Source organism: Herbiconiux sp. (assembly GCF_023264855.1).
In the GTDB taxonomy this organism is placed as follows: Bacteria; Actinomycetota; Actinomycetes; order Actinomycetales; family Microbacteriaceae; genus Herbiconiux.
Map to the genome: position 1 here is coordinate 1 of NZ_JAHFUW010000077.1, position 11,724 is coordinate 11,724.

General features: G+C 69.1%; 12 protein-coding genes and 1 pseudogene. 5 read left to right on the forward strand and 8 right to left on the reverse strand.

Annotated features, from left to right (window positions below):
• The 3 genes from Q0D75_RS20125 to Q0D75_RS20135 all read right to left on the reverse strand — a co-directional run.
• The coding region (locus tag Q0D75_RS20125) for a DEAD/DEAH box helicase (protein WP_291057508.1) at positions 1-1,452 on the reverse strand (1,452 nt) is incomplete at its 3' end.
• A gap of 213 nt (positions 1,453-1,665) precedes the next feature.
• Positions 1,666-2,352, reverse strand: a complete 687-nt coding sequence (locus Q0D75_RS20130) for a DUF1684 domain-containing protein (RefSeq protein WP_291057510.1) — start codon at positions 2,350-2,352, stop codon at positions 1,666-1,668.
• Positions 2,349-2,921 carry a hypothetical protein gene (locus Q0D75_RS20135; RefSeq protein WP_291057512.1) on the reverse strand — a complete coding sequence of 191 codons (573 nt, stop codon included), beginning with the start codon at positions 2,919-2,921 and terminating at the stop codon, positions 2,349-2,351. Before Q0D75_RS20135 ends, Q0D75_RS20130 begins: the two co-directional genes overlap by 4 nt.
• Positions 2,922-2,949: 28 nt before the next feature.
• On the opposite strand from Q0D75_RS20135, the gene Q0D75_RS20140 reads away from it, so the two are divergent.
• The 4 genes from Q0D75_RS20140 to Q0D75_RS20155 all read left to right on the forward strand — a co-directional run bounded on the left by Q0D75_RS20140 (position 2,950) and on the right by Q0D75_RS20155 (position 6,082).
• Complete coding sequence (locus Q0D75_RS20140) at positions 2,950-3,492, forward strand: hypothetical protein (protein ID WP_291057514.1); 543 nt, start codon at positions 2,950-2,952, stop codon at positions 3,490-3,492.
• 87 nt (positions 3,493-3,579) lie between these two features.
• A complete protein-coding gene (locus tag Q0D75_RS20145; protein WP_291057516.1) occupies positions 3,580-4,593 on the forward strand; it encodes a hypothetical protein in 1,014 nt (337 codons plus the stop codon).
• A gap of 37 nt (positions 4,594-4,630) precedes the next feature.
• Entirely contained in the window at positions 4,631-4,933 is a 303-nt protein-coding gene (locus Q0D75_RS20150; protein WP_291057518.1) for a DUF427 domain-containing protein, read from the forward strand.
• Positions 4,934-5,068: 135 nt separating this feature from the next.
• Positions 5,069-6,082 (forward strand): twin-arginine translocation signal domain-containing protein, encoded by a 1,014-nt coding sequence (locus Q0D75_RS20155; protein ID WP_291057520.1) that lies wholly within the window; start codon positions 5,069-5,071, stop codon positions 6,080-6,082.
• A 91-nt stretch (positions 6,083-6,173) separates the two neighbouring features.
• Here the strand turns inward: Q0D75_RS20155 and Q0D75_RS20160 are convergent, their stop codons facing one another.
• The 5 genes from Q0D75_RS20160 to Q0D75_RS20180 form a co-directional block, all read right to left on the reverse strand.
• Positions 6,174-6,674, reverse strand: a complete 501-nt coding sequence (locus Q0D75_RS20160) for a SprT-like domain-containing protein (RefSeq protein WP_291057522.1) — start codon at positions 6,672-6,674, stop codon at positions 6,174-6,176.
• Positions 6,675-6,684: 10 nt separating this feature from the next.
• The gene (locus tag Q0D75_RS20165; protein WP_291057524.1) at positions 6,685-7,476 is read right to left on the reverse strand and encodes a hypothetical protein; all 792 of its coding nucleotides are present in this window, start codon (positions 7,474-7,476) and stop codon (positions 6,685-6,687) included.
• 22 nt (positions 7,477-7,498) lie between these two features.
• A complete protein-coding gene (locus tag Q0D75_RS20170; RefSeq protein ID WP_291057526.1) occupies positions 7,499-8,680 on the reverse strand; it encodes a PQQ-dependent sugar dehydrogenase in 1,182 nt (393 codons plus the stop codon).
• 108 nt (positions 8,681-8,788) lie between these two features.
• The gene (locus Q0D75_RS20175) at positions 8,789-9,691 is read right to left on the reverse strand and encodes a fused MFS/spermidine synthase (RefSeq protein WP_291057528.1); all 903 of its coding nucleotides are present in this window, start codon (positions 9,689-9,691) and stop codon (positions 8,789-8,791) included.
• A 9-nt stretch (positions 9,692-9,700) separates the two neighbouring features.
• Positions 9,701-10,594, reverse strand: coding sequence for a DUF817 domain-containing protein (locus Q0D75_RS20180; RefSeq protein WP_291057530.1), 894 nt, complete (start codon positions 10,592-10,594; stop codon positions 9,701-9,703).
• A 280-nt stretch (positions 10,595-10,874) separates the two neighbouring features.
• On the opposite strand from Q0D75_RS20180, the pseudogene Q0D75_RS20185 reads away from it, so the two are divergent.
• A pseudogene (locus Q0D75_RS20185) lies at positions 10,875-11,724 on the forward strand (DNA-directed RNA polymerase subunit beta); the annotation flags it as partial.

The window sequence follows — 11,724 nt, forward strand, 5'->3', positions numbered from 1 at the left end:
GCGGCTTCCGCCACCGGCGCTGCCGCTGCGTGCTCCGCGTCCGTTCGACGAGCCGCCCTGGCCGCCGCGACCACCCTGACCGCTGCGGCCGCCCTCGGCGCCCGCGCCCGATCCGTCGCGTGCCGCACGCTTGCGCTGTGCGTTGGCGCCCTGCGAGCCGCCTCGACCGCCACCGGCGCCCGAGCCGCCACGGCCGGTGCCGTCGTTGCCGGTGCGGCGCTGGCCCGATGCGGGCAGCTGGTTCGTGGTGCGAGGGGCCGGCTTCACGTACGCGGCCACGTCGCCGGTGAGGGCGTTGACCGACGCGGAGTCGGCCGTGACGACCTCGGGCGTGACGGTGATCGCCGCCTTGCGCAGCAGATCCTTCACGTCTTTGCGCTGCGCGGGCAGCATGATCGTGACCACGTCACCGGCCGATCCGGCGCGGGCGGTGCGGCCCGAGCGGTGCAGGTACGCCTTGTGCTCCGCCGGCGGGTCGACGTGGATGACGAGTTCGATGTCGTCCACGTGCACACCGCGGGCCGCGACATCCGTCGCCACCAGAACGCGCACGGTACCGGCCGAGAAGGCCGCGAGGTTGCGGTCGCGGGCCACCTGGGAGAGGTTGCCGTGCAGGTCGACGGCGGGGATGCCGGCATCGGTCAGCTGCTTCGCGAGCTTCTTGGCGTGGTGCTTGGTGCGCATGAAGAGGATGCGGCGGCCGGAGCCGGAGGCGAGCTTCTCCACGAGAACTCGCTTGGACTCCACCGATTCGGTCTCGAACACGTGGTGCGTCATGGCGGCGACGGGCGAGTTCGCCTCGTCGACCGAGTGCAGAACCTCGTTGTGCAGGAACTTGCGCACGAGCTTGTCCACGCCGTTGTCGAGCGTGGCGGAGAACAGCAGGCGCTGACCCGACTGCGAGGTCTTGTCCAGGATGCGTGTCACGACGGGCAGGAAGCCGAGGTCGGCCATATGGTCGGCCTCGTCCAGCACGGTGATCTCCACGGCGTCGAGGGAGACGAAGCCCTGCTTCATCAGGTCTTCGAGGCGGCCGGGGCAGGCGACGACGATGTCGACGCCGGCCTTGAGCGCGGTCACCTGACGGCCCTGCGAGACGCCGCCGAAGATGGTGGTGGTGGTCATGCCGTAGGCCTTGGCCAGCGGCGCCAGCACGGCGTCGATCTGGGTGGCGAGCTCGCGGGTGGGGGCGAGTACGAGGCCGAGCGGGCGGCCCGGGCGGCGCTTGCCGCCGGAGAGCTGACCGGCGAGGCGGGCGACCATGGGGATGGAGAAGGCGAGGGTCTTGCCCGAGCCGGTCTTGCCGCGGCCGAGCACGTCGCGGCCGCTCAGGGTGTCGGGGAGGGTGTCGACCTGGATGGGGAACGGCTCGGTGATGCCGCTCGCGGAGAGCGACGCCACCAGGGGGGCGGGCACGCCGAGCGCGCCGAAGGAGGAAGGAGAGTTGGTCAAGGTTGGTGCCTTTCCGGCATCAGTCCGGAGCGCACGACATGAAAGACGCTTCACCCGGAAGTCAGCGAACGCACCGACGGTGCATCCGTTCGCCGCAAGAAGTATCTGCAAATGGACCGACGCGGAGCCTGTCAGGCCCGGTCGCCTCCACGAGAAGAGGGAGCGTTCTTTCGACGCACGGGGCTCACTATCGAGCCCACGAGTACCCCCAGTCTAGCGCACGGATCCGACGTACCCCTCGCCGACCGGGATTTCGGTCGCCACGCGGTTGCCCGGCTGGGCGAGCGGGCAGGCCCAGGCGGGGTCGTAGGCGCACGAGGGGTTGTAGGCGAAATTGAAGTCGAGCACGATCGTGGGGCGGGCTGCGACCGCCTCGTCGGCGTCGACCCCGAGCGTCACCGTGTGGTCTAGGCTCGCGCCCTTGATGGTGTCGACGAGGTAGCGGCCTCCGCCGTACGTGCCGTCGGGTTTGCCCGCCCGCGCGTCCTTCACCGGCACGAAGAGACCGCCGCCGTACGAGGCCAGCCGCCACACGTCGAGCGTGCCGACGCCGTCGAGTCGCGCGATCCCGAGCAGCTCGAAGGGCACGACGCCGTCGGTGCCGGTCTCGAAGTCGAAACGGCGCGGCCGGGGGTCGTCGTCCGCCACGTCTTCGATCTCGACCTCGAAGCTCCACGCCGGGTCGTACGGCGCGATCGGCAGACCGCCGAAGCCCGCGGCATCCTCGGGCAGCAGGGGAGAGGCCGGATGCATCGAGAAGAGGTCATCGCGGGATACGCGCCAGAACTCGTGCGCCTCGGCGGGGTCGACGCTGCGCAGCCGGCGCACCTCGTCGTAGATGCTGAAGACGCGCATCCGCCAGTCGGCGGTCTGCAGGGCGGTCAGGGCACGGGGGTTCATGCGGTCGCTTCCTCCTGGCCGGGCTCCCGGCCGCTGTCTGTCCCGGGCGCGTCGTCGTCCGGATCGCCTTCGGCTTCCGGCTGCGGCGGGTCGAACGCCCAGCTCGGCGCCAGTTGCTGCAGCTTGTGCCCGCGCCACTGCCAGAACGCCCACAGGCTGTACCAGGCGAACGGGGTGAGCAGCCCCGCGCCGATGGTGAGCTGATCGCGGTAGAGCGTCTTGCCGGTGCCGGCCGGGTCGGGCGCGATCGCCATCCGGTGGTCCCAGAGCTTGATGCTGCTCACGGCGCCCGTCACCCCCTGGCCCGAATCGTGCAGGATGCGGGTGTTCCCGCGTTCGGCGGTCTGCACGCTCAGCCGGATGATCTGCTTGCCCATGGGGATCACGCCCGCTCCCCGCATGGCGACCGGATGCTGACCCGGCTCCCACACGGTCGGGAACCCGTCCGCCGCGAGCGACTCGATCTCCACCAGGGGGCTCGACACCTCCCGGAACACGGCAGGGCTCCGGATTGCGCGCCACGCGGCATCCGGTTCGCAGTCGAGGATGAGCTTCAGCAGCACGCGCATGTCCTCAGTCTGCTCGTAAAATCGACGGATGCCCACAGAGACCGCCGCCGAAGCCGCCGCCCCCGAGCATCCGCAGTCGCGCTACCAGGTTCGATTGCACCTCGCCGTCGACGCATCACGCCTGGCCTCGCTGCAGCGCACGGGCGACCACGTGCTGGTCGTCGACGTGCTCGACGACGGTGAGCTCGCGACGGCCACGACTGCGGCCGGCGGTCGGACGGCTGCTCTGCCTGTCGCCGGATTCCGAACCCGCACGGCCGCCGCGCGCGCCGTGCTCGAGGCTCAGGCGGCCCGAGGCGACCGTGTCTTCGTCGATCTCGTCACTCCGGCCCGCGTCGACGGCCAGTTCGCCGTCGAGGACTTCCTCGCAGCGGGCGCCGTCGTCGACGCCCTCGCCGAGCTCGGCATCGACTTCTCCTCACCCGAGGCCGCGGCGGCCTGCGCCGCCTTCACCACCCTCCGCCGTGCCCTCGCGCACCTCGTCACCGCCTCGGCGGCCGGCCGGTCGTGGGCCGCCGCCGGCCGCACCCCCGAGGTCCTCGCCGCCTGCGCCCTCGACGCCGACGCCTGAGCAGTAAGTACTCATAACACCCCTCGTCCTCTGGGTGATTACCTTTCGCAGTGCGTCAGACCCGTCGCCCGACCCGAGGAGAAACCCATGTTCGTTCTACCCATCACTCACCGCCGCTGTCTTTCCGCTGCGACCGGCGCCGCGCTCGCGCTGGTCGTGTTGGCGCCGTTCACCGCCCCGTCCCGCGAAGCGGGTGCGCTCGAGCTGCCGTCCACCGGCATCTCGTTGTGGCACGACCTCGCCTTGGACGATCCCACTGCGCAGGTGATGGGCCTGACGCATGACATCGACGGAAACGAGTGGTACGACGACGCGGCGAACGACACCCTGGTTCGGATCGACTCCGCGACTCACGCGCAACAAGCCTTCCCGCTCGGTGCGTCCACGTACGTCACGGGGATGGTCGGGGCGCCCGATGGCACCATGTGGTTCAGCGACGGCCGCAGCCACAGCCTGGGTCGCGTCGATCCGGTCACATCCGCAGTGACCTGGTTCCCTCTCACCGGCGTCGCCGTGAACCCGACGTCCTTCGCCGTCGGCAGCGACGGCAACATCTGGTTCGCCGATCCGTTCTTCACGAGCCTGGTGCGGGTCGACTCCGCTGGAGGGATCACGCTCATTCCCGAGCCGAGCGGCGAGCAGGTGCTCGACGTCGTGGCTGCACCGGACGGGCGAATCTGGTACAGCCGAACCGGTGCCGATCGACTGGGCGCGTACGACCCCGCGTCCGGCTTGTTCGCCGATCTTCACGTCGGTCCGCTCGATGGCGAGCGACTGACGCTCTCCCACAGCGGAAGCGTGTGGATCGACAGCGCGAACCAGTTCACCGAGGTCGCTCCAGACGGCCGGGTCTCGGTTCGACCCCTGGCCGCGCCCGGACCCGTCCCCGTGCACGCGGTCGACCTCACCGGTGGAGACCTCGCCGGCGACGACGACGTTCAACTCTCCTTCCTCGACCAGGAGTACGGGTTCGGAACCATCGACTCCGCGGGACGCCTGCACTTCAGCCGCCTCGACGCGGCGCGCACGAATCTCGATGTCGACGGCGCCGGGCACCTCTGGATCAACGATCTCTGGGGTCACTCGCTGCAATGGCGGTAACCGGCGTAGCGTGGTGGTGACATTGGAGGTCACCACCATGAAGGCAGTTCTCGACGGCACCGTCATCGCCGAAGCACCCAAGGAAGATCTGATCGCGATCGAGGGCAACTGGTACTTCCCGCCCGCGAGCGTCAACGCCGACCTGCTCGAGAAGAGCGACACCCCGTACACCTGCCCCTGGAAGGGCGAGTGCCAGTACTTCAGCGTGAAGAACGGCGACGAGTCGCTGAAGGACCGCGCCTGGAGCTACCCCACCCCCTACCCGACGGCCTTCGACCGCGTGGGGAAGGACTTCAGCAACTACGTGGCCTTCTGGAAAGAGGTGCAGGTCACCGACTGAGCCGGTCCACCGGACCAGTCAGTTTCCACAGGGTAGAAAGTACTCATATCTGCCCCATGCCCCACCGGCTTACCGTGAATCGAACGCCGCGCGACTCCCCCTGTCGCGCGGCGTTCTTCTCACGAAGGAGCTGCTATGTCGTCATCCGTCCCACTGTCCCGTCGCAACTTCCTCGGAGCCGCCGCGGCTCTGGCCGTCGTCGGCTCGGGCGCCGCTGCCGCTCTACGACCCGAGGTGGCACACGCCCTCGATGTGCGGCCGGGCGGCTTCGCCACGTGGCACGAGTTCGCGTTGCCCTCCGCGGCGGGGATGCCGGGCGCGATCCTCTGCGATGCGCTCGACCGCGTCTGGTACACGGATGACGCCAACAAGCAGCTGATCATGTTCCCGGCGGAATCACCGGGCGCCTACGCGACCGTCGATCTCGGACCGGGCGGCCCGTCGATCGGCACACTCCTCGCGGCACCCGACGGTGCCGTCTGGTTCAACGACTTCGCCATGCCGCAGATGGGGCGCTTCGATCCGATCTCCCGAACGGTCTCGCTGTTCCCGACCGGCGGGTCCGGCACCGCCTTCTCTCCGGTCGTCGGCCCCGACGGGGCCATCTGGTTCGGCGATCCCGCCAACGAGGGCATCGCGTCCCTCGCGCCCGACGGAACGATCACCCGCGTGCGGGATCCGCACGGCTCGCTCGTCGTGCACGTCGTGGCCGCCGGCGACGGTCGCCTCTGGTACTCGAGAGACGGCCTTCCCGTCTTGGTACGGTACGACCCCGTGGCCGACGTGTTCGACGAATTGTTCCTGAGCGGTGGGGACACCTACGGTCTCACCGTCGACGCCGCCGGCGAGGTGTGGGTCGGCACGCACGGCCTCGTCAGTCATGTCGCTGCCGGAGACGTCGTCACCGAATACCCCATCCCGTCGACCATCCCCTTCTGGCCGGGGTACCCGACCTCCCTCGCGGCAGGTCACCACGCGCGCCTCTACTTCACCGACGAGCAGCTGGGCCTCGGCCGCATCGCCCTCGACGGCGCAGTCATCTTCCAGCGCCCGCCGTTCGCCGGGGCAGCTCCGCGAGAACTCGCCGTCACCTCGGTGGGGACCCTCTGGTACACCGACCCCGCCCGCGGCACCATCGGCTGCCTCTGACCCCGAAGTCGGTCGCGCCGGCGCGTGAGCGTGCGCGTGGCCGAGAGCACCGGCGCGTGGCCGAGGGTGTGTCGAGGGGGCCGAGGGAGCGTCAGGCAGAACGGGCGGCGGCACCCCGCGCGTCGCGGCGCACGGCGGCCACGTCACGGCGAGACCACGCGATCAGGTGTGCGGCACTGAAGCCCCGGGCGCAGAGGCTGCAGGAGAGGCGGCCCGAGGGGCGGCGGTGGCGGTAGAACTCGTGGCCGGCCGGGCAGCGGCCGATCCAGGGCGCCAGTTCGTCGGCTCGGTCGCCATCGTGCAGGCGTTTGCCCTCGTAGCCGATCTCCCGCGAGATCGCGACCCAGCGTGGCCCGTGCCCGGCGGCTGAGCCGGCCAGGGCGTGCGCCACCTCGTGCAGCAGAATCTGGTGCACCTCGTCATCGTCGTACCGCGCGGCCAGGTACCGCGACACGGTGATGCGCTTGGCCGTGTAGTTGCACTGCCCCGCCCTGGTCTTGGCGTTGTCGAACCCGAAGCGCCAGACGGTGGGATCCAAGTGCAAGGCGATCAGGGCGTTGGCCCAGGTCGTCACACGGCTGAGGTCGGCCATCCGAGATCGCTCAGGCGCCGGACGTCGACGGCGCCGCCGACGAGGAAGACGTCGGGATCACCGGCAGCGTCGACGCAGACGCAGAAGACGCGGCCGAACCCGAACCCGAAGCAGACGCCGACGACGCAGGCGATGCCAGCCCGGTGCCGAGGAACGACTCCGTCACCGCCACCGCCACCAGCGAACTCTCCAGCTGATCGATCGAGGCCCCGAGCCGCTCCATCAAGAACACCGCCGCCTTGAAGTCGACCAGCGCCGCATCGAAGTCGCCCGTCTCGAAGTGCACCTTGCCGCGGCTGAGTGTGGCGGTCGCCTCGAGCGTTCCCCACTCGTGCGTCTGCGCCTCTTCGACGCAGAGACCGAGCTCCTGCAGTGCCGAGGGGTACTTGCCCTGGAACTGCTGCACCTGGGCACGCCGGATGCGGGCACCCAGCGCCTGTTCGCGGTCACCCGAGAAGCGTGCCTGACGAACGGCTTCGTTCGCGATGGTGAAGGCCTCGTCGAGCCGGCCGAGCAGGCGCAGCAGCACCACCTTCTCGTTCAGAGCCGAGAGGGAGCGCAGCTGCCCGAGCTCGTCGAGCCGCTCGCTCGCGGCGCGCACGTCGACCTTCTCGCGCAGGGTGGTCATGTCGTACCCGGTGATGATGCTCAGTTCGTGCTCCCGATGCTGCTTGCCGAAGGCCGGCGCCAGGGCAGACGCGGCTGGCCTCCGAGGGGATTCGGATCCCGTCCACTCAAGGGTACCCAGCGCATCCGCCATCCGCCTCAGCCACCCCGGCATGGTGGAGAAATCCGCGACCATCCGCGCCTGTGGAGAACCGCCCTCACCCCGCCGGCACCAGGTTCACCTGATACAGCACGTCCCCGCCCGCGCGCGGCGACCCCCGCCCGTCGGTGTTGTTGGTGATCAGATACACGGATGCCCCGGGCCCCCGCACCACGTCGCGGATCCGCCCCAGCTGACCACCGCCGTACCACTCGGCGGCGGCCCCCTCGAAGCTCGCGGTCCAGAGGCGCTCGCCGCCGAGTCCGGCCAAGAACACGGTCGAGCCCACGACGACGATCCCGCTGGGGCTCGCGTCGTCCGTCGGCCACTGCACGACCGGGTCCACGAACGTCGGGTCGCCGCCGAGTCCCTCCACCACCGGCCAGCCGTAGTTCGCCCCGGGCGTGATGCGGTTCAGCTCGTCCCACGTGTCCTGCCCGAACTCGGCGGCCCACATCGTGCCGTCGGAAGCCCACGAGATCCCCTGCGGATTGCGATGCCCGAGCGTGTAGACGGGGGAGCCGGGGAACGGATTGTCCGAGGGTACGCCGCCGGTCTCGGTGACCCGCAGGATCTTGCCGCCCAGCGAGTCCAGCGTCTGCGCGTTCGACGTGGTGCTGGCGTCGCCCGTCGTGACGTAGAGCATCTCGTCGGGTCCGAAGGCGATCCGCCCGCCGTTGTGATTCGAGGCCTTCGGGATGCCCGTGAGGATCGTCTCGACCGCACCGACGGTGTGCGCTCCCGGGCTGCCGGCGAGTGGCATCCGCACCACCCGGTTGCCCTCGCCGGCGGTGAAGTAGGCATACAGGTACGAGCCGGTGTCCAGCTCGAGGGTCGCGAGGCCGAGTAGCCCGCCCTCCCCGGCGGGCACCACGTCCGGCACCGTGAACACGGGCACGGCCTGACCGCCGACGATCTCGAGGATGCGCGCCGTGTCGCGCTCGCTCACGAAGATCGACCCGTCGGTCAGCTGGGCGATCGACCAGGGCGCCTCGAGCCCGGCGGCGATCGGCACCGGATCACCCGACGGGACGAGGGGTCTGAGATCAGCCGCCGCTGTCGGTGTCGGCGTCACGGCCGGTGAGGGCGTCGCGGATGCCGTGGCCGACGGCGAAGCAGTGGCGCTCGCCGTCGTGGTCGGCGCTTCGGCCGGAGTGGCCGCGCAGGCGGCGAGCACCGCGACGAGGGCTGTCATGGTCAGCACCACTCCGGCACCGCGCATGACGGGTCTGCGATCCATCGGCGAATCCTCTCGCTAGGGGCTGGGGATGAGCCTGCATCCAGCCTGACCCGATTCCTTAGGAACCGCCTGCGAATGAAACCGCCTGCGAAAGAAACCGCCTGCGAATCAGTCGTCCGACGAAGCCTTCCGCCCCACCTGGAAGATGCTCCGCGCCGGGGCCGGCGACTTCGTCGAGGTCTGATCCGTCGCCACGGGCGCCCCCGCGATGAAGTTCCGCAGCTCGCTCCCGGTCACCACCTTCGCCGGCACCGGATCGCTCGCGGCCAGCCGCGGCATCCGTTCGAAGGGAAGAGGGGATGCCGACGCGAACGCGACGACGTTGCCGAACCGGCGGGCCTTCAGCATCTGCGGGTCGACCACCAGAGCCACTTCGGCGAACACGTGGGCGAGCGTCGCCGCCTGGCTGCGCGCGAACGCCAGCCCCGCCCCGTCGGCCACGTTCACGGCCACGATCCCCGAGGGCTTCAGGATGCTCGCCACGGCCTCGTAGAACTCCGCGCTCGTGACGTGGGCCGGGGTGCGGGCCCCGGCGAACACGTCGACGACCACGACATCGGTCGACCCGCGCAGCCCCGGCGGGAACTTCTCCAGCACCGCTCGCGCATCCCCGTGACGCACCCGGATGCTGGCCCCCTTGGGCAGCGGAAGCTCCTCCCGCACGAACTCCACCAGTGAACTGTCGATCTCCACGACCTGCTGCCGCGACCCCGGCCGGGTCGCCTCGACGTACCGGGGGAGGGTGAACGCGCCGCCGCCGAGGTGCACGGCCGTGATCGGCTGACCGGAAGGCGCCACCAGGTCGATGCCGTGCCCGATCCGCCTCACGTATTCGAACGACAGGTACGTGGGGTCGTCGACGTCGACGTGCGACTGCGGTGTGCCGTCGACGATCAGCACGTGGGTGCCCGGCCGGAACCGGTCTTCCTCGATGGTGGCCAGCAGGCCGTCGGCGAGCCGGCGGGACGGATGCGGCGCGGCGCCCGCGCGCGAATCCCGGTCCTTGGCCATCCCCCGACCCTACCGGGACTGCGAGGACAGTCCGCCTGGCGCGGCCGCATCCGGAGCCCGGGGCGGATACACCCATGTCACCAGCACCACCGAGATGATCATCAGCAGGAACCACGACCCCAGCTTCGCCACCGACACCAGCTGCCAGCCGCCCTCCTGATCGGGGTAGCTCCACGCCTGGGAGAACGTGGCGATGTTCTCGGCGAACCAGATGAACAGCGCGACGAGGGCGAACGCGACGAGCACCGGCATCCGATAGGTGCGCCGGAACACCCGGAAATGCATCACCGAACGCGCGAACACCACGACCACGAGCCCGAGCAGCACCCACCGCAGATCCCAGATGTAGTGGTGCGTGAAGAAGTTCAGATAGATCGCTCCGGCCAGCACCGCCGTCAGCCAGATCCGCGGATAGCGCGTGAACCGCAGATCGAACAGCCGGTAGACGCGCACCAGATACGATCCGACGGCCGCGTACATGAAGCCGCTGAACAGCGGCACGCCGGCGACGCGCAGGATGCCGTCGCCCCCGTACGTCCACGATCCCACGTCGGTCTTGAACAGCTCCATCACCGTGCCGACGACGTGGAACAGGATGACCACCCGCAGCTCGCGCCAGGTCTCCAGGCGCGTCGCGATCATCACGATCTGGATGGCGATCGCCGCGAGGGTCAGGAAGTCGTTCCGGGCCAGTAACGCATCGGACGGGTACCAGAGCCGGGCTGCGAAGATCACTGCGAGAAGCGCTCCGCCGAACACGCAGGCCCAGGCCTGCTTCAGCCCGAACACCAGGAACTCGACCAGCCACGAGACGGGTCCGCGCGTCGGCGCCGACGAGAGGATGCGCCGCCAGCGGCCCTCCAGCCCCTTCTCCCAAGGAAGAGAGGGCTCGGCGTCAGTCATCCCGCGGTTATACCGGAGAAATCGAAACTGGTCAAGGAAAAGACTGGACAGGCGTGTCGGATGTGCCTATAGTTGTTCTTTGCGCTCCCAGAACAACCATGCCTTCATATTGTGGTCGGCAGCCGCGTGGAAAAGCCAGAAGCCAGATAACGGGCCAGACGGCGAACCACGCAGCAACACTCTAGAACCATATTGCGGGTTCAGACCATATCTCGGGAGTTCTCGACACCATCGACCGTAAGTAACGCAAGGCCCGACGGGGCCCACGGAGGTTATTTCCTTGGCTGCTGCGCGCAACGCAACCACCACTTCACCCAAGAACGGTCGGGCCGCTTCGCGGCTCTCGTTCGCCAAGATCACCGACAACCTGACCGTTCCGGATCTGCTCGCTCTGCAGACCGAGAGCTTCGACTGGCTGGTCGGGAACGACGTGTGGAAGGCACGCGTCGCCGAAGCGAAGAAGGCCGGTCGTCAAGACCTGCCGAGCAACTCGGGTCTCGATGAGATCTTCGAGGAGATCTCCCCGATCGAAGACCTCGGCGAGACCATGCAGCTCAGCTTCACGAGCCCGTTCCTCGAGCCCGAGAAGTACACCATCGACGAGTGCAAGGAGCGCGGCAAGACCTACGCCGCACCGCTGTACGTCGAGGCCGAGTTCATGAACCACCAGACCGGTGAGATCAAGACCCAGACGGTCTTCATGGGCGACTTCCCGCTGATGACCGAGAAGGGCACGTTCATCATCAACGGCACCGAGCGTGTCGTCGTGTCCCAGCTGGTCCGCTCGCCCGGTGTCTACTTCGAGCGCACTCCCGAGAAGACCTCCGACAAGGACATCTACTCCGCTCGCGTCATCCCGAGCCGCGGTGCCTGGCTCGAGTTCGAGATCGACAAGCGCGACCAGGTCGGCGTGCGCATCGACCGCAAGCGCAAGCAGAGCGTCACGGTGTTCCTCAAGGCCCTCGGCCTGACCTCCGAGGAGATCCTCGAGGAGTTCAAGGGCTACGCCTCGATCGAGGCCACCCTGGAGAAGGACTCGATCCTCACCAAGGAAGAGGCCCTGAAGGACATCTACCGCAAGCTCCGCCCGGGCGAGCAGGTCGCCGCCGAGGCTGCCCGCGCCCTGCTGG

What these genes read in the sequence shown, in the direction of transcription:
- Q0D75_RS20130 (WP_291057510.1), bottom strand. Translation starts at nt 2,352, where the DNA reads ATGAACCCCCGTGCCCTGACCGCCCTGCAGACCGCCGACTGGCGGATG.
- Q0D75_RS20135 (WP_291057512.1), bottom strand. Translation starts at nt 2,921, where the DNA reads ATGCGCGTGCTGCTGAAGCTCATCCTCGACTGCGAACCGGATGCCGCG.
- Q0D75_RS20140 (WP_291057514.1), top strand. Translation starts at nt 2,950, where the DNA reads ATGCCCACAGAGACCGCCGCCGAAGCCGCCGCCCCCGAGCATCCGCAG.
- Q0D75_RS20145 (WP_291057516.1), top strand. Translation starts at nt 3,580, where the DNA reads ATGTTCGTTCTACCCATCACTCACCGCCGCTGTCTTTCCGCTGCGACC.
- Q0D75_RS20150 (WP_291057518.1), top strand. Translation starts at nt 4,631, where the DNA reads ATGAAGGCAGTTCTCGACGGCACCGTCATCGCCGAAGCACCCAAGGAA.
- Q0D75_RS20155 (WP_291057520.1), top strand. Translation starts at nt 5,069, where the DNA reads ATGTCGTCATCCGTCCCACTGTCCCGTCGCAACTTCCTCGGAGCCGCC.
- Q0D75_RS20160 (WP_291057522.1), bottom strand. Translation starts at nt 6,674, where the DNA reads ATGGCCGACCTCAGCCGTGTGACGACCTGGGCCAACGCCCTGATCGCC.
- Q0D75_RS20165 (WP_291057524.1), bottom strand. Translation starts at nt 7,476, where the DNA reads ATGGTCGCGGATTTCTCCACCATGCCGGGGTGGCTGAGGCGGATGGCG.
- Q0D75_RS20170 (WP_291057526.1), bottom strand. Translation starts at nt 8,680, where the DNA reads ATGGATCGCAGACCCGTCATGCGCGGTGCCGGAGTGGTGCTGACCATG.
- Q0D75_RS20175 (WP_291057528.1), bottom strand. Translation starts at nt 9,691, where the DNA reads ATGGCCAAGGACCGGGATTCGCGCGCGGGCGCCGCGCCGCATCCGTCC.
- Q0D75_RS20180 (WP_291057530.1), bottom strand. Translation starts at nt 10,594, where the DNA reads ATGACTGACGCCGAGCCCTCTCTTCCTTGGGAGAAGGGGCTGGAGGGC.